Raw genomic sequence first — 18,788 nt, forward strand, 5'->3', positions numbered from 1 at the left:
ACAGCCCGCTCAGCCCGCGTGCGCTCCGAGGAAGGCGAGCGCCCGCGGCCAGGCGTCGGTCGCCGCCTCGGCCTGGTAGGTCTGCTCGTTCGCGTCGTTGAAGAAGGCGTGGCCCGCTCCCGGGTAGACGACGACCTCGACGTCCTTGCCCTCGGTCGCCTCGCGGATGCGCGGCACCTGTTCGACGAGGGGAGCGTCCTGATCGCCCAGGAACGCCAGCACCGGCACCTGCAGCGCGCCGAGCTCCTCGGCGGACGCGGTGACGTGCCCGTAGAACGGCACGGCCGCCGCCAGCCGCGGCTCGGCCAGCGCGAGCGCCCACGAGAAGGTGCCGCCGTAGCAGAACCCGGTGACGGAGACGCTGGTCGCGCCCTCCTGGCGCAGGAGCCGCTCGACGAGGGCGCGGAGGATCGCGACGGTGCGCGTCGCGTGCTCCGGAGTGAAGACGGGGGCGAAGAAGGTGCGCAACTCGACCTGGCGCGGCAGGCGCCGCACCGGGTGGTCGTAGTCGGCGCGCTGCTCCTCGTCGAGCTGCTCGAGCAGGCCGCTGTCGGCCAGGAGCTCGGGGGCGACGACGCTGTAGCCCTCGGCCGCGTAGCGGTCGGCGACCGAGCGGATGTGCCCGTCGACCCCCCAGACCTCGTGGATCAGGATCAGCGCGCGGCCGCCCTCACCGCTGCGGTACACCGGTACGTCGTGCTCGGCCAGGGTCCAGGTCTCATCGCTCGTGGGCATGCTCGCACCCTAGCCCCGGACCCCGGGAGCACGCGTCGTCAGAAGTCGTACTCGCAGTTGCGGAGGTTCGCCACGTCCTCGGTGAGCGTCGGCTCCCCGCCGAGCAGGAACGCGTAGTTCTTCGAGTTGGAGGCCAGGAAGCGCAGCGTCGAGTCGTGCACGCAGTCGCGCTCGGTCAGCAGCACGGACGAGCCCAGGGCCGCCGCCGTCGTCGCTCCCGAGAGGGCGTCGGCGAAGGAGGACCCCGCGGCGAGGAAGACGCTGTCCTGCAGCAGCGACTGGGGGTAGGCGCTGTTCAGCTCGACGCTGGTCTCGTAGCGGTCGCGGCCGGCGATCCTCGAGACCGAGGGGGCGAGGCCGCGACGCTCGAAGTCCGCCACGTACGCGTCCCGGATCGAGGGGTCGCCGCCGAGGAACTCCACGTGCTCCGGCGCCAGATCGCGCACCGCGGTCGCGGTCGCGGAGTCGGCGCCCGAGGTCGCACCGTCGACCAGCAGCACGGGCTGCGCACGCCAGCCGGCGATCGGCGCGGCCGACAGGGCGTCGGGGAAGTTCGTGCCGGTCGCGACGAACATGTTCGAGTAGGGGCCGCTGCCGAAGGCGTCTGCGACGATCCGGCGGGAGGTGTCGTAGCGGTCCGTCCCGCCGATGCGCTCGGTGCCGCCGACGATCGAGCGGATCGCGGACAGGACCCCGGGGCTCACGCTCAGCTCGCTGCCGACGACCACGACCCGCTCCGGGCGGAGGCGGCGGATCTCGTCGGAGACGACCCGAGGCAGGCGGTCGGGATCGGTGAGCAGGAGCGCGCCTCCGAGGGCGGCGGCGGCCGGGCCGGCGCTCAGCGCATCCGGCCAGTTCGCCCCGCTGGCCACGTAGAGCACCGGGATGCCCGGGGAGAAGTAGCCCGTCGCCTCCACCGAGGTCGCGTAGCGGTCCGATCCGGCGAGGCGGCCGGTGTACTGCTGGTAGTCGCTGCTCAGCGAGAGGTCGATCCCGGCGGCCGATCCGCCCACCGGGACGCGCACGTCGCCCGCGTCGCCCGAGCGGAGGACGTGGTCCCAGTAGCTGTCGTCGATCACGTCGTCGCGGCTCGACGCCCGGACGAGGTAGTCGCCGGGGACGACCTGCTGGAACGAGTACGGGTTGTCGCCGCCCGTGATCAGGTCGAGCTCGCCGGTGCGGAAGTAGCCGTCGGTTCCCGGGTCGCGGTACCAGATGTCGACGCGCTGGTCGCCCGCGACGCCGCTCAGGCGTCCCTCGAGCGACCCCAGCCGTGCGGTGCGCAGCTGCACGCCGGCCGCCGGGGCCTGAAGCGGCTCGGCGCTGCGGGCGACGGCGCTGCCGCCGGACCAGAGGTCGGCGTACAGGTCGGCGTTGTCCTTGATCAGCAGGTAGTAGGTCTGCCCGGCGGTGAGCCCGTCGATGCTGAAGGTGAGGTCGCCGGCGACGGAGTGGTTCCCGAGGAGCCCCGCCTCGCTCGACCAGACCTCGACGTTCAGGAGGGCGCCGCGGGGAGTGGTGGTCGCGATCGAGCCGTCGGCCTCCTCGACCACGACACGGCCGCTGATCGACGCCGCAGCGCTCGCACGGGCGGCGCTCGGCGCCTCGTCCGGCACGGCGGGCAGGGGGGACTCGGCGCTGGGCTGCCAGAGAGGCTGCCCCTCGGGGAGCACGATCGAGCGGGGCGCGTCGGAGGCGGCGCCGAATGCGGCGACGGGGGCGGCCGATGGCGCGGCCGCCGATGCGGCGGAGGCGAGCGGGCTGGAGGTGATCGCCAGGGCGGCGACGAGGACCGCGGAGGCGGCGGACCTCAGAACGAGCGGGGACACGGCGGAGTGCCTGCTTCCAGGAGGAGGTCGCCCTGCGGCCGACCCGGCGGAGGGGATCGCGCTCATGCTAGCGGCGGCCCGCGCCCCGTCGTCCTCCCCGATCAGGGGTCAGGAGACAGGCGGCGCGACGAGGATGTCGTCCCACTCCAGAGCACGCTCGAACAGGAAGCCGTGCCGCTCGTAGAGGCGGCGGGCGTCGCTGCGCTTCAGCACGTCGAGCCGGAAGGGCAGACCCGGCCGCGCCTCCTCCGCCATCACCCGGCGCAGGACGGCGCCGCCGACTCCGCGTCCCTGTGCGTGCGGCGCCAGGTAGAAGTGCTCGATCCAGACCGCGTCCGGCTCGACCCGCGCGGCGATGCTCCCGGCGAAGGCGCCGTCGAGCTCGATCACCCGGGTGAGCTCGGGCCGGTAGCCGTCGAGGAAGCGGTGCCGCACGCGGTGCTCGTCGTAGCGGTCGAGCGTCTCGAGCGACGGGCGCATGACGACCGCGCGCAGCTCGGCGATCGCCGCGGCGTCCTCCGCGGTGGCGGGGCGGAGCGACCAGCCGGCGTCGTCGGCCACGGTCAGCGGCCGCGGGGCTTGCGGGTGCGCCGCACCGCCGGCGCCGACGCCTTGGCGCGGGCCGGCTTCTTCTTGCCGCCGCCGGCCCTCTCCGCCTTCTCGCGCGCCTCCCGCGCCTTCGCCTTGGCGGCCTTCGCCCGCGACTCGACCTTCGGCGTCGCGGCGGTGCCGCGCGTGGTGTTCGCGCTGCGGCCGCGGACGACTCCGATGAAGTCCTCGACGTCGTCGCCCTTGTCGTCCGTCACCCAGGCGAGGCGGACGGAGGAGGGAGCGACGCCGGTCACCGGCACCGCGGTGACGTCCTTGCGGCTGTGCACGCGCGCCACCGACTGCGGCACGATCAGCACGCCCACGCCGGCCGCGACCTGCTCGACCGCGTCGTCGAGGCCGGCCATGCGCGGCAGCGGGCGCCGCGAGCCGTCCGCGAGCTCCTCGGCGACCGCGGCCCACTCCGGCACGTCCTCCGGATCCTGGAGGAGGTGCTCGCCGGCCAGCTCGGCGACGTCGAGCTCGTCCGCGGCGGCCAGGGCGTGCTCGCGGCCGACGACGGCGACGGGCTGCTCGTCATAGAGATGGATGGAGCTGAGGGCGGAGGAGGAGACGTCGCCGCGGACGAACGACAGCTGCGCGCGGCCGTCGAGCAGCGCCTGCTCCTGATCGCGCTCGGCGACGACGGTGATGCGCAGCGGGAGATCGGAGCGGCGCTGGCCCCAGACGCGGGTCCACTTGGTGGGGGTGACGCCGGGCACGAGGGCGACGGCGAGCACGGGGCCGGCGGGGACGGCGTCCTCGGCGTCGGAGTCGGCGTCGTCGACATCGCTGTCCCCGGCGTCGCTGTCCTCGGAGTCGAGGTCGTCGGAGTCGCCGTCCTCGGAGGCGCCGTCCGTGTCGTCCGACTCGGTTCCGGCTCCGGCGCCGACCGCGCCCGATCCGGCCGACGCGTCGACAGCCGCCGCGTCCGCCCCGCCCTCCGGACGCCCCTTCGCCTCGGGAGCGGCCTGCGGGTCGACGGTCTCGGGCTGCTCGCTCATCCCCTCAGGGTAGGTGGTCCGCGCCGCGCCGGTAGGGTTGCCGCATGGCCAAGGCGACACAGACGATGAAGGCTGCGACCGCGGCGAAGAAGCTGCAGGTCTACCTGCCCGCGACCCCGGAGGAGTTCCAGGAGTCGGCGATCACGCGCGAGCAGTACGACGAGCTCGCCGCGAACCCGCCCGCCTGGCTCGTGCAGCTGCGCGAGGAGGGGCCGCACCCCCGCTCCGTCATCGCCTCCCGGCTGAACGTCTCCATCTCGGGGCTCGCCCGCGGCGGCGTCACCGAGGCGCTGACCACTCCCGAGATCCAGGCCCTGCTCGACGAGGTCCCCGAGTGGCTGCGCGTCGAGCAGAACCGCTACGCGGAGGTCCGCCGCGAGCAGGCCCGCATCAAGTCCGAGCGCGCCGCCAAGGCCGCCGACTGACCCCACCCCCGCCTGCGGGACCCCTATCCGGCGCGCGCGACGTGCGCTGCGGGCCGGAGCGGGATCCCGCCGAGGAGAGCCGCGCGGCTACTGGTTCGAGAACGCGGCGTCGAACGACGCGGTCGGGGTCCTCCAGAGCAGCGAGCGGATGAAGCCGACGGCCTCCTTCGCGCCGTGGAGGCGGTCCATCCCGGCGTCCTCCCACTCGATGGAGATCGGGCCGGAGTAGCCGATCGACTCCAGCGCGCGGAACGCGTCCTCCCACGGGACGTCGCCGTGCCCCGTCGAGACGAAGTCCCAGCCGCGGCGCGGGTCGCCCCACGGCAGGTGCGAGCCGAGCACGCCGGCGCGGCCGTTCTTCGGGCGCAGGCGGGTGTCCTTGCAGTCGACGTGGTAGATCCGGTCCTTGAAGTCGACGATGAAGCCGACCGGGTCGATGTCCTGCCACATCATGTGCGACGGGTCCCAGTTGAAGCCGAAGGCCGGGCGGTGCCCGATCGCCTCGAGGGTGCGCACGCTCGACCAGTAGTCGTAGGCGATCTCGGACGGGTGCACCTCGTGCGCGTAGACCACGCCGTTCGCGTCGAACTCGTCGAGGATCGGGTTCCAGCGGGTCGCGAAGTCCTCGTACCCCTCGTCGATCACGGAGGCCGGCACCGGCGGGAACTGCGCCACGTAGGGCCAGATCTTCGAGCCGGTGAAGCCGACGACCACGTCCACGCCGAGCTTGCGGGCGACCCGCGCCGAGCGCTTCATGTCCTCGGCGGCGCGCTGACGCACCCCCTCCGCGTCGCCGTCGCCCCAGGTGTAGTCGCGCACGAGTGCCTTGTGGCGGAAGTCGATCGGGTCGTCGCAGACGGCCTGGCCGGTGAGGTGGTTCGAGATGGCGAAGACCTCGAGGCCGTAGCGGTCGAGGATCTCCAGGCGCGAGGCTGCGTAGGCGTCGTCCTCGTCCGCGCGCTTGAGGTCGAGATGGTCGCCCGAGGCCGCGATCTCGAGTCCGTCGTAGCCCCACTCGGCGGCGAGTCGGGCGACCTCCTCGAAGGGCAGATCGGCCCACTGGCCGGTGAACAGCGTCACGGGGTGGGTGGCGGGGTAGGTCTTCTCGTCGCTCATGCGGCGATCTCCGTCCGGTCGTCGGCGGCGGGCACGGTCACCCAGGCGCCTGTCTCGGCCGCGTCGAGCACGGCCTCGGTGATGCGCGCCGCGCGGAGGCCGTCGGCGAAGGTCGGCAGACCCTCCACGTCGGCGCCCGCCACGGCGGCGTAGGTGTCGCGGGCGAACGCCGTGAAGGCGTCCTGGTAGCCCATCGGATGACCGCTCGGCACGATCGAGAGCCGGGCCGCATCGGGCGCGAGGATCGAGGCGTCGCGCGGCACCAGCAGGGCGCTGTCGCGCCGGCCGACCCACAGCGTCTCGGGGAGCTCCTGCTCGAAGCGCAGCGACTCCTCCAGCCCGGACACCTCGAGCACCAGCTCGTTGCGGTGGCCCGCGGTGACCTGCGAGACGAGGAGCGTGCCGACGGCGCCGCCCTCGAGCCGGACGATCAGGCCGGCCACGTCCTCGGTGCTCACCGGGCGGCCGCCGCGCTCGGCGTGGACGGTGCTCGTGATCGCGGCGAGCGAGTCGATCCGGTCGCCGGTGACGAACTCCAGCAGGTCGACCAGGTGCGAGCCGATGTCGCCGAAGGCGCGCGAGCGGCCGCCGGCGGCCGGGTCGACGCGCCAGTTGTCGTCGGAGGCGCCCAGCAGCCAGTCCTGGAGGTAGCTCCCGCGGACGGTGACCAGGCGGCCGGTCTCGCCGGAGGCGACGCGGGCACGGGCCTCGCGCACCATCGGGTGGAAGCGGTAGGCGAACGGGACGGTCGCCACCACGCCGGCGGAGGACGCGGCCGCAGCGAGCGACTCCGCCTCCCGCAGCGTCGCGGCGAGCGGCTTCTCGCACACCACGTGCTTGCCCGCCTCGATCGCCGCGAGCGCGAGTGCGGCGTGCGTGGCGTTCGGGGTGCAGACGTGCACGAGGTCGATGCTCTCGTCCTCGATCAGGGCCCGGGCGTCCGGGTAGGCGCGCTCGACGCCGAGCTCGGCCGCCGCCCGCTCGCCCTTCTCCGGGGTGGAGGAGGCGACTCCGGCGAGCACCGCTCCGGCGCTGCGAGCCGCGCGGCTGTGCACGGCCGCCATGAAGCCGCCGCCGAGCACGCCGACGCGCAGGGGCGCGGGCATCAGGAGAGGGTCGCTTCGGTCGGGTCCCAGCTCTCGGGCAGTGCGGGGCGGGGCGTCACGGAGCTCGTGACGAGGACCTTCTCGCCGGTCTCGGCGGCCTCGAGGAGCGAGAGCATCACGTCGGTGACGTGGTACGCGAGGTCTCCGGAGGCGGCCTCGGGGCGGTCGGCCCGGATCGCACGGGCGAGCTCGAGCACGCCGGTGCCGCGGGAGGCGGTCGAGCCGACCGCCTCGATGACCTCCGGCTCGGCGGACCCGCGGCGGTGCAGGGTGATCTCTCCGTCGTGCTGGTTCGGGTCGGGGAGGACGAGGGTGCCCTCGGAGCCGTTGATCTCGACGAAGCCGGTGCGCGGCAGGCTCGACTCGAAGCTCCACACGCCCTGGGCCGAGGCCCCGGACTCGAAGCGGAGCAGCCCGCCGATGTGCGTCGGGATGGTCACCGGGAACTCGGTGCCCTCCTTCGGGCCGGAGCCCACGACGCGGGTGGCGCGGGCCTGGGACGAGACGGCGGTGACGCTCTCGACGGGGCCGAGGTTCTGCACGAGGGTGGTGATGTAGTACGGGCCCATGTCCAGCAGCGGTCCGCCGCCCTCGGCGAAGAAGAACTCCGGGTTCGGGTGCCACGACTCGGGGCCGGGGCCCTGGAAGAGGGTGAGGGCGGAGAGCGGCGTGCCGATGGCTCCGCTCTCGATCACGCGCTGCGCCGTCTGGAGGCCCGCGCCCAGGAAGGTGTCGGGAGCGGTCGCGACGCGCAGCCCCTTGTCCTTCGCCAGCGCGAGCAGCTCGATCCCGCTGTCGCGGTCGAGCGAGAAGGGCTTCTCGGTCCACACGTGCTTGCCCGCCTCGACCGCGCGGCGCGCGACCTCGACGTGCGCGGCCGGGATCGTGAGGTTCACGACGATCTCGATGCCCTCGTGCGCGAGGAGCTCCTCGACGGTGCCGGAGGCGGGGACGCCGAAGGCCTCGGCCTGGGTCCTCGCCCGCTCGAGGTCGATGTCGGCGACGAAGAGCACCTCGAGGTCGGGGAAGACGGTGAGGTTGGTCAGGTACTGGGTGCTGATGTTGCCGGCGCCGATGACGCCGACGCCCACGCGGCCGGCGCCGCTCATGCGCCGAGCCCCGAGACGTAGCGGTGGGCCGACTCCAGGCCCTCGAAGATGTCGCCGGCGTAGGCGTCGAACTCCAGCACGGGCAGGGCCTGCGGAGCGGCGGCGAGGATCGACGGGACGTCCATCGCGCCCTCGCCCGCGGGCAGCTGCTCCTGGGTGTCGGCCGAGATCGGGCCGTCCTTCACGTGCAGGAAGCGCACCTGGTCGCCGAGGCGTCCGAGCACCTCGACCGGGTCGTCGCCGCCGACGGCCGCCCAGTAGGTGTCGAGCTCGAGGACCATGCGCGGGTCGAGCAGGCCCGCGAGGTGCTCGAAGGCGCTGCGGCCGTCGACGCGGTTCTCGAACTCGAAGGCGCTGCGGCCGTCGACGCGGTTCTCGAACTCGAAGGCGTGGTTGTGGTAGCCGAGCACCAGGCCGCGGGCGGCGGCGGAGTCGACCAGCGCGTTCAGCTCGTCGGCGATGCGGGCGACGTCGTCCGCGGTGGTCCAGCGGGTCGGGTCGACGAAGGGGTCGATCACGGTCTCGACGCCGAGCGAGGCGGCCGTGTCGAGGATCTCGTCGACGGTGGCGTCGCCCTGCGGGCCGAGGAGGCGCGCGTGGGCGCTGGGAGCGCGCAGTCCGCTGGCCGGGAGCGCCGCGCGGTAGGCGTCGGCCAGGTCGACGAACCCGAAGAGCTCGACCGTGGTGAAGCCGATCGCCGCGAGGCGGTCGAGGGTGGCGGGCAGATCGGCCGCGAGCGGCTCGCGCACCGAGTACAGCTGGACAGAGAGGTCTGGGGGTGTGGCCACCGGTGGGGCTCCTGATCGCATCGGAAGGTGTGCCTCGAACCCTACGCGGACTTTTGCTCACGGACAAGCAAAACTAGCCCTGCGCGCCCGCCAAGTCGGGCACCCGCCGCACAGAAGCACGGGCGCTGTGGTTGACTCTGGCCATGTCCCCGCGCCGCCGCATCACCGTCAGCGCGGTCGGCGAGCTGCTGCTCCTGCTGGCCGACGGGGCGCCCCGGACGCGGGCCGACGTGGTCGCCGAGACGGGCCTGCCGCGTGCGGCCGTCTCCGCCCAGCTCGACGTCCTCACCGCCTCCGGCCTGGTCGCCCGGCAGGACGACGCCCCCTCCTCCGGCGGCCGTCCCGCCGCCCGCGTGGCCTTCGACCCCCGGGCGCGCAGCCTCCTCGCCGTCGACCTGGGCGCCGCGCACGCCGTCGTCGCCCTGACCGACCTCGACGGCACGGTCCTCGCCCGCCGCCGCGAGAGCATCGCCATCGCCGACGGCCCCCTCGCCGTCCTCGGCCACGCCCTCGACGTCGCCGCGGCCCTGCTCGGCCGGACTCCGGCGGCCGGCCCGCTCGCGGGAGTCGGCGTCGGCGTCCCCGGACCCGTCGAGCACGCGACGGGCCGCCCGGTGAAGCCGCCGATCATGCCCGGCTGGGACCGCTTCGACATCCCGGAGTTCGTCGGCCGCCGCCTCCCCGTGCCCGTCCTCGTCGACAACGACGTGAACCTGCTGGCGCTCGGCGAGCACGCCGACCACTACGCCGACGTCGACGACCTCCTCTACGTGAAGGTCTCCACCGGCATCGGAGCCGGGATCGTCAGCGGCGGGGCCCTGCAGCGCGGAGCCCTCGGAGCCGCGGGCGACCTGGGCCACGTGCAGGTCCCCGGCGACCGCGGCGAGGCCGACCTCGAGGCGATCGCGAGCGGCTCGGCGATCGCCCGCCGCCTGACCGAGTCCGGGATCGACGCCGCCAGCACCTCCGACGTCGTCACCCTGCTGACCGGCGGGGACCCCACCACCGTCGAGCTCACGCGCGCCGCGGGCCGCGACATCGGCGAGGTGCTCGCCACCTGCGTGAACCTCCTGAACCCGTCCGTCATCGTCGTCGGCGGCAGCATCGCCCAGGCCAGCCACGAGGTCCTCGCCGGGGTCCGCGAGGTCGTCTACCGCCGCTCCCTCCCCCTGGCGACCCGCGCGCTCGACATCGTGCAGGCCGCGGCCCAGGGCGGAGGCGTCCGCGGTGCCGCCCTGATGGTCCGGCGCCACCTCCTCTCCCCCGCGCACGTCGACGCCTTCCTCGACGCCTGAGCCGCCGGCGCGAGCCGTCCCGCCCCGGTGAGACGCCGCGGGTCGGCGTGCCGATTCGACCGGGCGCCGCAGGGGGCAGAGAATGAATCGGTGCCCGACCTGCAGCTCTCCTTCCCCTGGGAGACGCAGCCCGTCTTCACGGACGCCGAGCCCCCGCACCTCCGGAGGGTCGTCGCCGACTCCTCGGACCGCGTCGCCTGGCTCCGCGCCCGCTCGCGCGGCATCACGGCGACCGACGTCGCCCGCCTCTCCTCCCCCGCCGCGATCGGCAAGGCAGCGCTCGACAAGCTCTACGGCACCGGCTTCGGCGGCAACGCCTTCACCGACCACGGCCGCGCCCGCGAGCCCGAGATCGCCGCCTGGGTGCGGAGCGAGCACGCGATCGAGCCCAGCAGCACCCTCTTCCACGCGAGCCAGGAGCGGCGGCACCTCGCCACGCCCGACGGCATCGGCCTCCGCGAGGACGGCCGGCTCGAGCTCTGCGAGATCAAGACCACGACGAAGCCGTGGCGGAGCATCCCGCGCCACTACCTGCGGCAGGTCTTCTGGCAGCAGTACGTCCTCGGCGCCGAGCGCACGCTCGTCGTCTGGGAGCAGCACCGCGACTTCGTGCCGATCGAGGGCGAGCCGAACTCCCGCTGGGTCGACCGCGACGAGGACGAGATCCACATCCTCGTGCGGCTGGCGGGGATGCTGATGGCCGAGCTGCACGAGCGGACGCGCGCCCGGTGACGGTCCTCCTCCTGCACGGCCTGGGCGGCGACCGCTCCCAGCCGCTGGGGCTGCTGCGCTCCGCCCTCCCCGCCGGCAGCGAGGTCATCGCTCCGGACGTCCGCGCCCACGGCGCCTCCGAGCTGCTCGGCGCGCCCGGCGACTTCGCCCTCGAGGCGCTCGCCGACGAGGTGACGGAGGAGATCGTGCGCTCCGGAGCCGCGCACAAGCCGCTCACGGTGCTCGGCATCTCGATGGGCGCGGCGATCGCCCTGCGCCTCGCCGTCCGACGCGTGCTGCCGATCGACCGCGCCGTCTTCGTGCGTCCCGCCTTCACCGCCGAGCCGCTGCCCGAGAACCTCACCGTGTTCCCCGTCATCGCGCAGCTGCTGCACGACCACGGCGCGAAGCGCGGCGAGCGGATGTTCCGCGCCTCGGGCCTGTTCGCGCGCGCCGCTGAGGTGTCCCCCGCGTCGGCGGAGGCGCTGACGCTGCAGTTCCGCTCCCCGCGCGCGGCCGAGCGCGCCGTCCGGCTCGCCCAGATCCCGCGGAACGCCGCCTACCGCGATTCCGGAGAGCTGGGCGAGGTCATCGCGCGCACCCTGGTGATCGCGGCCGAGCGCGACCCCGTGCACCCGGTCGAGGTCGCGGAGGCGTGGGCTAGGGCTCTTCCGGATGCGGACTGCGAGCGGGTGCCGTCGCGGGACGAGGGGTTCGCCGCTCAGCAGGACCGGATCCGCGGGCACGTCCGCGGCTGGCTCGCTCGGCGCTGAGGTCCTCGAGCGCGAGCACCAGGCCGACGAACGCGAGCCAGAGCACTGCGATCGCCGTCGCCACGAACTCGAGCGTGCCGCCGAGCCGCAGCCACACGCGCAGGAGCGACAGGATCCCACCCGTCCCGGCGACGACCGCCACCGAGATCCCGGCGGCGAGCGAGAGCCGCGCGACCGCAGGGCGCCCCCGCACGGTCGCCAGCTGGAGCATCGCGGCGCAGGCAGCCCCGAAGCCGAGCACGGCGGCCGAGGTGTGGATGAGGTCCTGCCAGCGGAAGGCCGGCCCGACCGGCAGCGGGCAGCCCGCCGTGCAGGTCACCTGCGAGGCGAGCGCGAAGCAGGCGGCCGCCAGGAGGATCGCGCCCGCCGGGCGGAGGGCGGGGAGCAGGCGGGCGCGCACCGGCCAGGCGCCCGCGGCGATCAGCGCGCCGCCGGCCGCCACGAGCAGAAGAGCGGCCTCGAAGGCGCCCGCCGTCGGCAGGTCCGGCGCGCCCATCTCGCTGACGTAGACCCAGCGGCTGGTGCCGATGCTGATCCGGGCGGCCAGGAGGACCACGAGCCCGGCCAGGACCAGGAGGGCACCGCCGACCAGCAGGGTACGTCGGCGTCGCATCCCCTCATCGTGCCAGACCGGGCGCCCGCGGCTCCGCGCGCCAATCTTCTCCCGAGGGTGACACCCCCGTAACAGCGCCGACTCATTGCCTCGATTGACTGGTCGCGGCGTCGGATGCGGGGATCGGGGGCGACGTCCTCGGCACGCTCCACCCGCACGCCTCAGCGACAGGAAAGGCGACGATGCACACCAGCGCGCTCGGGCACGGCCTCGCGATCGGCGAGATCCCGGAGGAGGTCGTCCTCCCCGACACGATGACGGCGGCGGTGATCGACGCGCCGGGCGACGCCTCCGCCCTGCACCTGGCGACCGTGCCGACACCCTCCGCCATCAACGCCGAGTTCACCGTGAAGGTGGTCGCGGCCGGCGTGAACCCGCTCGACGCGAAGACGCGCGCGGGCCAGGGGGTCGCCTCGCAGATCGCCTCCTACCCTGCGGTCCTCGGCCACGACTTCTCGGGCGTCGTCGTCTCGAGCCCCTACCCGGCGCATCCGCTGCGGCCGGGCGACGAGGTCTACGGCTTCGTCATGGTGCCGCGCTACTCGGGCTCCTACGCGGAGTACGTCAGCGTGCCGAGCGTCTCCATCGCGCGGAAGCCGTCGACGCTCTCGCACGTCGAAGCGGCCGGCGTCCCGCTCGCGGCGCTCACCGCCTGGGGCATGGTCGTCGAACTCGCCAAGGCGCACGAGGGTCAGCGGATCCTCATCCACGCCGGGTCGGGCGGAGTCGGCCACTTCGCGGTGCAGTTCGCCGCCTACTTCGGCGCCTCGGTGATCGCGACCGGCTCGACCCGCAACCTGCAGTGGCTGCACGAGCTCGGCGCCGCGCAGGTGATCGACCACACCGCCGAGCGCTTCGACGAGCTGCTGTCCGGCGTCGACGTGGTCATCGATCTGGTCGGCAACGTCCACGACGACACGGGCTCGCGCTCGCTGAGGGTCCTCCGCCCCGGGGGCCTGATCGTGAACGCGCCCACCGGGAGCTGGCCCGGGTTCTTCGAGGAGGGGGCCGCTGCGGGCGTGCGCGCCTCCACCTACCGCGTCGCTCCCGACGGGGCGACCCTCGGCGTGGTCTCGCGCCTTCTCGAGTCGGGCGACGTCCGCGTCTTCATCGACGGCATCTTCCCCCTCGCCCGCGCCTGCGAGGCGCACGAGCAGCTCGAGACGGGCCACACCCGCGGCAAGATCGTCCTCACCGTCTCCGAGGGCTGACCTCGGCGAGAGGCCACTCGGATACGCCGCGCGGAGCGGGTCGCGTACCCGGGTGGCGTCTCGCGGGGAGGGTCAGGCGAGAGAGCGCTCGAGGACGAAGTCGTCCTCCCAGCGGTCGCCGACGAGGAAGCGCTTGCGGCCGACGACCGCGAAGCCGTGCTTGGAGTAGAACCGTTGAGCACGCGCGTTCTGCTCGTTGACGCCGAGCCAGACGCCCGCGGCACCGTGATCCAGCGCCTCCTCGAGGGTCGCGGCCATCAGCGCGGCCGCCGCTCCGGAGCCGTGCCGGCCGGGCAGGAGGTAGAACTTGCTGAGCTCGACGGTCGGACGCAGCCGGATCACCGCGACGACTTCGGCGTCGGCGGGCTCCCCGCGCACGAGCATCGCGTAGCCGGTCAGCGCGCCGGAGTCGTCGTCGACCAGGAGCGAGCGGAGCGGATCGGCGAGGTGGTCGCGGAAGCGCTCGACCGAGAGCACGGTGCGCACGAATTCGGCCTTCGCCTCCGCGGTGGTGTGCGGCGGGCAGGCCAGTGGGAAGGTCGCGGCGGCCAGCTCGGCCAGGGCGTCGGCGTCGGCGGGGGACGCCCGGCGGACGGTCACGGGAGGCGCGACGGAGCGGAGCGGCGGATCACCGGTCCAGTATGCCGGGACGACGAAGGAGGGGGCCCGCCGAAGCGGACCCCCTCCTCACGTCAGTGCGTGCTCGGCTCAGGCCAGGACGTTGACGTCCAGCGGGATGCCGGGGCCGAAGGTCGTCGAGACGGCGGCCTTCTGGATGTAGCGGCCCTTCGAGGAGGACGGCTTGAGGCGGAGGATCTCGTCGAGCGCGGTCTTGAAGTTCTCCTGGAGCTGCTCCTCGGTGAACGCGGCCTTGCCCACGACGAGGTGCACGTTGGCGTGCTTGTCGACGCGGAACTCGATCTTTCCGCCCTTGATCTCGGTCACGGCCTTCGCCACGTCCGGGGTCACGGTGCCGGTCTTCGGGTTGGGCATGAGGCCGCGGGGGCCGAGCACCTTTCCGAGACGGCCGACCTGGCCCATGAGCTCCGGGGTCGAGACGGCGGAGTCGAACGAGGTGTACCCGCCCGCGACCTTCTCGATGAGCTCGGCGCCGCCGACCTCATCGGCACCGGCGGCCAGCGCGGCCTCGGCGGCCGGACCGGTCGCGAACACGATGACGCGGGCGGTCTTGCCCGTGCCGTGGGGCAGGATGACCGTGCCGCGGACCATCTGGTCGGCCTTGCGGGGGTCGACACCGAGCTTGAGGGCGACCTCGACGGTGCTGTTGAACTTGGCGGAACCGGTCTCGCGGGCGAGCGCGACGGCCTCGTCGGCCGTGTAGAACTTGCCCTCTTCGAGCTTGGCCGCGGCGGCCCGGTAGGCCTTCGACTTCTGTGCCATGTTGTTTCTCCTTGAAACGAGAATGTGGTTCTAGAGCCTGGCGGGCTCTCCCACGGGGGTGATGGAGTTCTGGTGGTGCCGCGATCGCGGCCGTGACTGCTGCTCGCGGGAGGCGGAGAGGTCGTGCGGAGGCGTTTCCGGACCGGGCGTGCGACCCCGCTGAGGGGCCGCCGTCGGGTTCTCGAGGCTTCCGCGGTGGGTCCGCGCCGGTGGGCGCGTCGCTCCCGCCGTCGAGCAGCGCGTCGCGCTACTCGACCGTGATGCCCATCGAGCGGGCGGTGCCGGCGATGATCTTCGCGGCGGCGTCGATGTCGTTGGCGTTCAGGTCGACCTGCTTCGCCTCGGCGATCTCGCGGACCTGCGCCTGGGTGAGCTTCGCGACCTTCACGGTGTGCGGGGTCGAGGAGCCCTTGGCGACGCCGGCGGCCTTCTTGATGAGCTCCGCCGCGGGCGGGGTCTTCAGCACGAAGGTGAACGAGCGGTCCTCGTAGACGGTGATCTCGACGGGGATGACGTTGCCGCGCTGCGACTCGGTCTGCGCGTTGTACGCCTTGCAGAACTCCATGATGTTGACGCCGTGCTGACCGAGCGCCGGACCGATCGGGGGCGCGGGGTTGGCCGCGCCGGCCTTGATCTGGAGCTTGATCAGGCCGGTGACCTTCTTCTTGGGGGCCATTCTGATTCCTTTTCTCAGGGTTCGAGCGGTCGGGGGCTCCCGGCCGCTCTCCCGCGCATCCGACGGTGCCGGATCGCGGTGGAGGAGGGTCGTCCGGCGCGCACAGAGGCGGGCGCCGACACGAAAACCCGTACGAGCTTACACGAGCGGGGCCACCCCCGACAGGGCGGAGGAGGGGCCGACGCTCGGGGGCGCGTGGGGCGGTGCCGGAGGGGGCGCCGCCCGGAACGGCGAACGCCCCCTCCGACGTGCGGAGGGGGCGTTCACGCGGCGCGGAGGCGACGCGTCAGAGCTTGGTGACCTGGTCGAACGACAGCTCGACCGGGGTCTCGCGCTCGAAGAGCGAGACGAGCACGGTGAGCTTGCCGCTCTCGGGCTTGATCTCGCTGATCGAGCCGGGAAGACCCGCGAACGAGCCCTCCTTGATGGTGATGGTCTCGCCGATCTCGAAGTCGACCTCGGCGGGCAGCACGCGCTGGGCCTGCTTCTGGCCCTTGGCACCGGAGGTCTTCGAGGGGGCGACATCCTTGATCTCGACGAGGCTCTTCAGCATCGTGAAGGCCTCCTCGAAGCGCAGCGGGGTCGGGTTGTGGGCGTTGCCCACGAAGCCGGTGACGCCCGGGGTGTGGCGGACGACCGACCACGAGTCCTCGTTGAGGTCCATGCGCACCAGCACGTAGCCGGGGATGCGCACCCGGGTGACCATCTTGCGCTGGCCGTTCTTGATCTCGACCACGTCCTCCATCGGGACCTGGACCTCGAAGATGTAGTCCTCGGCCTCGAGCGAGACCTTGCGGTTCTCGATGTTCGACTTCACGCGCTTCTCGAAGCCGGCGTAGGAGTGGATGACGTACCACTTGCCCGGCTTGCCGCGCAGCTCGGTGCGGAAGGCCTCGTACGGGTCGATGTCGGCGAGGTCCTCACCGGCGGACTCGGCGTCCTCGGCGGCGACCTCGGCCTCGTCCTCGACGGCCTCGAGGGCCGCTTCGGCCTCCTCGACGGTGTCGATGTGCGCGGCCTCGTCGACGGCGGAGTCGGCCTCGGGGTCATCGACGGAGCCGATGGCGTCCAGCGCTGCCTCGAGGTCGGAGGCGAGGTCGTCCTCGGACTCGTTCTCGTCGATGATGCTCAGCGCACCCTGCTCGGCGGGCTCGACGGCGTCCTCAGCCTGCGACTGGACGTCGCCCTCCTGCTCCTCCTCGACCTCCGACGACTGCTCGGCAGCCGTCGCCCAGTCGACGTCGTCGCGGTTTCTGTCAGACACTCGTCACAACTCTCTCTCGATCGATCGGTCGCGCCCCTCGGGGCGCGTCCCGCTGTCGCCGGCACCCTCCGCTCGCGCGGCCCGGATGCTCTCGGGTCAGGCGGCGGGTGTGCCGAACACGTACGTCACGGCCAGGGCGAAGACCCAGTCGAGGAAGGACACCAGCGCCATCATGATGACGACGAAGATCAGCACGACCACGACGTAGTTGCCCAGCTCCTTGCGGGTGGGCGTCACGACCTTCTTCAGCTCGGCGATGACCTGCCGGATGAAGAGGGCGATGCGCGCGAACGGGTTGCGCCGCGCGGCTCGCTGCTGATTGGCGATCGCGACGACGTCCTCGCTCGGCTCGTCGACTGCTTTCCCGGCCACCTGCACGCACCTTTCCCGCACCGGAACCTCCGGTGTGGCCGACCGCCCGTCATGGGCGGCCCTGGACCGATGACCGCAGCGTCGCGGGGACCGCGTGCGACGGGCATCGATGTGCAGGGCGGACAGGGCTCGAACCTGCAACCTGCGGTTTTGGAGACCGCTGCTCTACCAATTGAGCCACCGCCCTATGGATGCCGTTGCGAGCATCCGAGGAGGAGACCGACCCGCCGCCCCACCGCCGCGACCCTCGCGGGCGCTGCGGATGAGGGCAGAGATCGACTACCTCGGACGAGTGTACGTGGACCCGAAGGGCGTGTCCAGCCGAGCGGCGGGGGGCCTCGGAGCCCCGTGTGCGCGCAGGATACGCTGGCCGTCGTGTCCTCCACCACGCGCATCTCCGCCCGCATCGCCGCCATCGCCGAGTCCGCCACTCTGAAGGTCGACGCCAAGGCGAAGGCCCTCCAGGCCCAGGGCCGCCCGGTCGTCTCCTACGCCGCCGGCGAGCCCGACTTCCTCACTCCCGAGCACATCGTCGAGGCCGCCTCGGCCGCCGTGCTCGACCCGAGGAACTACCGCTACACCCCCGCGGCGGGCCTCCCCGACCTCCGCGCGGCCATCGCGGAGAAGACGGCGCGCGACTCCGGATGGGCCGTCGACCCCTCGCAGGTCGTGGTCACCAACGGCGGCAAGCAGGCCGTCTACCAGGCCTTCCAGACCCTCCTCGACGACGGCGACGAGGTGCTGGTGCCGACCCCGTACTGGACCACCTACCCCGAGGCGATCAAGCTCGCCGGCGGCGTGCAGGTGGACGTGTTCGCGGGCGCCGACCAGGGCTACCTGGTCACGGTCGAGCAGCTGGAGGCCGCGCGCACCGAGCGCACCAAGGTGCTCCTGTTCGTCTCCCCCTCCAACCCCACCGGCGCCGTCTACTCGGCCGAGCAGACCCGCGAGATCGGCGAGTGGGCCGAGGAGCACGGCCTCTGGATCATCGCCGACGAGATCTACCAGAACCTCGTCTACTCCACCGGCGACCAGGACGACGCGAGCCCGCTCGAGCACGCGACCTCGATCGTCGAGGCGGTGCCGGCCCTGCGCGACCGGACGATCCTCGTCAACGGCGTCGCGAAGACCTACGCGATGACCGGCTGGCGCGTCGGATGGATGGTCGGCCCGGCCGACGCGATCAAGGGCGCCTCGAACCTCCAGTCGCACCTCTCGAGCAACGTCTCGAACATCTCGCAGCGCGCCGCGATCGCCGCCCTCACCGGTCCGCAGGAGCCGGCCGAGGAGATGCGCCTGGCCTTCGACCGCCGCCGCCGCACCATCGTCGCCGAGCTGAACGCGATCGACGGGATCGAGTGCCCCACCCCCGGCGGCGCGTTCTACGTCTACCCCGACGTGAACGGGCTGCTGAACCGCGAGTGGAACGGCACCACCCCGACGACCTCCCTCGAGCTCGCCGACCTCATCCTCGAGCAGGCCGAGGTCGCCACCGTCCCCGGCGAGGCCTTCGGACCGAGCGGCTACCTCCGCCTGTCCTACGCCCTCGGCGACGACGCGCTCCTCGAGGGCGTGCGCCGCTTGCAGCGGCTCTTCGGCACCGTTTAGCCCTCCTCCGCCTGCGCCGTCGATCGGCAGCGGCGGCTCGACGACGGGGGTGCGTCGCAGAGAGCGGGGTGCGCAGCGCGGACGACGATCCGTGACACGCGGACCGCCGATCGCCGCTCGACCGTGCCGCACGGTGACGGCGGGTACTGCGACGGGCCTGTCCG

General features: G+C 73.1%; 20 protein-coding genes and 1 tRNA gene. 6 read left to right on the top strand and 15 right to left on the bottom strand.

Annotated features, from left to right (window positions below; genetic code table 11):
- Positions 1–9: 9 nt before the first annotated feature.
- The 4 genes from C5C50_RS02575 to C5C50_RS02590 all read right to left on the bottom strand — a co-directional run bounded on the left by C5C50_RS02575 (position 10) and on the right by C5C50_RS02590 (position 4,156).
- Entirely contained in the window at positions 10–735 is a 726-nt protein-coding gene (locus C5C50_RS02575) for a dienelactone hydrolase family protein (RefSeq protein WP_104223644.1), read from the bottom strand.
- A gap of 38 nt (positions 736–773) precedes the next feature.
- Positions 774–2,564, bottom strand: a complete 1,791-nt coding sequence (locus tag C5C50_RS02580) for a cell wall-binding repeat-containing protein (RefSeq protein ID WP_104262974.1) — start codon at positions 2,562–2,564, stop codon at positions 774–776.
- A gap of 108 nt (positions 2,565–2,672) precedes the next feature.
- Positions 2,673–3,125, bottom strand: coding sequence for a GNAT family N-acetyltransferase (locus C5C50_RS02585; protein WP_258063585.1), 453 nt, complete (start codon positions 3,123–3,125; stop codon positions 2,673–2,675).
- A gap of 2 nt (positions 3,126–3,127) precedes the next feature.
- Positions 3,128–4,156: a LysR substrate-binding domain-containing protein gene (locus C5C50_RS02590; protein ID WP_104272781.1), complete on the bottom strand. Its 1,029-nt coding sequence runs from the start codon at positions 4,154–4,156 to the stop codon at positions 3,128–3,130.
- 44 nt (positions 4,157–4,200) lie between these two features.
- On the opposite strand from C5C50_RS02590, the gene C5C50_RS02595 reads away from it, so the two are divergent.
- Positions 4,201–4,581 (top strand): DUF5997 family protein, encoded by a 381-nt coding sequence (locus C5C50_RS02595; protein WP_104223641.1) that lies wholly within the window; start codon positions 4,201–4,203, stop codon positions 4,579–4,581.
- An 87-nt stretch (positions 4,582–4,668) separates the two neighbouring features.
- On the opposite strand, the gene C5C50_RS02600 is transcribed toward C5C50_RS02595, so the two are convergent.
- Genes C5C50_RS02600 through C5C50_RS02615 form a run of 4 tightly spaced genes read right to left on the bottom strand, consistent with a single transcriptional unit; the run spans position 4,669 to position 8,700 of the window.
- Positions 4,669–5,697 carry a sugar phosphate isomerase/epimerase gene (locus tag C5C50_RS02600; protein ID WP_167299019.1) on the bottom strand — a complete coding sequence of 343 codons (1,029 nt, stop codon included), beginning with the start codon at positions 5,695–5,697 and terminating at the stop codon, positions 4,669–4,671.
- Complete coding sequence (locus C5C50_RS02605) at positions 5,694–6,803, bottom strand: Gfo/Idh/MocA family protein (RefSeq protein ID WP_104223640.1); 1,110 nt, start codon at positions 6,801–6,803, stop codon at positions 5,694–5,696. Before C5C50_RS02605 ends, C5C50_RS02600 begins: the two co-directional genes overlap by 4 nt.
- Positions 6,803–7,912, bottom strand: coding sequence for a Gfo/Idh/MocA family protein (locus tag C5C50_RS02610; RefSeq protein ID WP_104272782.1), 1,110 nt, complete (start codon positions 7,910–7,912; stop codon positions 6,803–6,805). The genes C5C50_RS02605 and C5C50_RS02610 overlap by 1 nt, the downstream gene beginning before the upstream one ends.
- Complete coding sequence (locus C5C50_RS02615; protein WP_258067612.1) at positions 7,909–8,700, bottom strand: sugar phosphate isomerase/epimerase; 792 nt, start codon at positions 8,698–8,700, stop codon at positions 7,909–7,911. The genes C5C50_RS02610 and C5C50_RS02615 overlap by 4 nt, the downstream gene beginning before the upstream one ends.
- 143 nt (positions 8,701–8,843) lie before the next feature.
- Here C5C50_RS02615 and C5C50_RS02620 point away from each other — a divergent pair, with 143 nt between their 5' ends.
- From C5C50_RS02620 to C5C50_RS02630, 3 genes are all read left to right on the top strand, one after another.
- Positions 8,844–9,995, top strand: coding sequence for an ROK family transcriptional regulator (locus C5C50_RS02620; RefSeq protein WP_104223637.1), 1,152 nt, complete (start codon positions 8,844–8,846; stop codon positions 9,993–9,995).
- A 99-nt stretch (positions 9,996–10,094) separates the two neighbouring features.
- A complete protein-coding gene (locus C5C50_RS02625; RefSeq protein WP_104223661.1) occupies positions 10,095–10,727 on the top strand; it encodes a YqaJ viral recombinase family protein in 633 nt (210 codons plus the stop codon).
- Positions 10,724–11,479, top strand: coding sequence for an alpha/beta fold hydrolase (locus C5C50_RS02630; RefSeq protein WP_181074521.1), 756 nt, complete (start codon positions 10,724–10,726; stop codon positions 11,477–11,479). Before C5C50_RS02625 ends, C5C50_RS02630 begins: the two co-directional genes overlap by 4 nt.
- Here the strand turns inward: C5C50_RS02630 and C5C50_RS02635 are convergent.
- Positions 11,367–12,092: a DUF998 domain-containing protein gene (locus C5C50_RS02635; protein ID WP_104272784.1), complete on the bottom strand. Its 726-nt coding sequence runs from the start codon at positions 12,090–12,092 to the stop codon at positions 11,367–11,369. The genes C5C50_RS02630 and C5C50_RS02635 overlap by 113 nt on opposite strands.
- A 182-nt stretch (positions 12,093–12,274) precedes the next feature.
- Between C5C50_RS02635 and C5C50_RS02640 the strand changes: the two genes are divergently transcribed.
- Positions 12,275–13,303 carry an NADP-dependent oxidoreductase gene (locus tag C5C50_RS02640; protein WP_374954489.1) on the top strand — a complete coding sequence of 343 codons (1,029 nt, stop codon included), beginning with the start codon at positions 12,275–12,277 and terminating at the stop codon, positions 13,301–13,303.
- A 72-nt stretch (positions 13,304–13,375) separates the two neighbouring features.
- Here C5C50_RS02640 and C5C50_RS02645 read toward each other — a convergent pair whose 3' ends face one another.
- From C5C50_RS02645 to C5C50_RS02670, 6 genes are all read right to left on the bottom strand, one after another.
- Complete coding sequence (locus C5C50_RS02645) at positions 13,376–13,903, bottom strand: GNAT family N-acetyltransferase (protein ID WP_104272785.1); 528 nt, start codon at positions 13,901–13,903, stop codon at positions 13,376–13,378.
- A gap of 108 nt (positions 13,904–14,011) precedes the next feature.
- Positions 14,012–14,704 (bottom strand): 50S ribosomal protein L1, encoded by a 693-nt coding sequence (gene rplA, locus C5C50_RS02650; RefSeq protein ID WP_104223633.1) that lies wholly within the window; start codon positions 14,702–14,704, stop codon positions 14,012–14,014.
- A 247-nt stretch (positions 14,705–14,951) separates the two neighbouring features.
- Positions 14,952–15,380, bottom strand: a complete 429-nt coding sequence (gene rplK / locus C5C50_RS02655) for a 50S ribosomal protein L11 (protein ID WP_104223632.1) — start codon at positions 15,378–15,380, stop codon at positions 14,952–14,954.
- 286 nt (positions 15,381–15,666) lie between these two features.
- A complete protein-coding gene (gene nusG, locus C5C50_RS02660) occupies positions 15,667–16,644 on the bottom strand; it encodes a transcription termination/antitermination protein NusG (protein WP_104223631.1) in 978 nt (325 codons plus the stop codon).
- A 96-nt stretch (positions 16,645–16,740) separates the two neighbouring features.
- Positions 16,741–17,016, bottom strand: coding sequence for a preprotein translocase subunit SecE (gene secE / locus C5C50_RS02665; RefSeq protein ID WP_068208793.1), 276 nt, complete (start codon positions 17,014–17,016; stop codon positions 16,741–16,743).
- A gap of 114 nt (positions 17,017–17,130) precedes the next feature.
- Positions 17,131–17,203, bottom strand: a tRNA-Trp gene (locus tag C5C50_RS02670).
- Positions 17,204–17,382: 179 nt separating this feature from the next.
- On the opposite strand from C5C50_RS02670, the gene C5C50_RS02675 reads away from it, so the two are divergent.
- Complete coding sequence (locus tag C5C50_RS02675; RefSeq protein ID WP_374953278.1) at positions 17,383–18,624, top strand: pyridoxal phosphate-dependent aminotransferase; 1,242 nt, start codon at positions 17,383–17,385, stop codon at positions 18,622–18,624.
- The last annotated feature ends 164 nt before the right edge of the window (positions 18,625–18,788 follow it).

This window comes from Rathayibacter sp. AY1D9, assembly GCF_002932395.1.
Taxonomy (GTDB): Bacteria; Actinomycetota; Actinomycetes; order Actinomycetales; family Microbacteriaceae; genus Rathayibacter.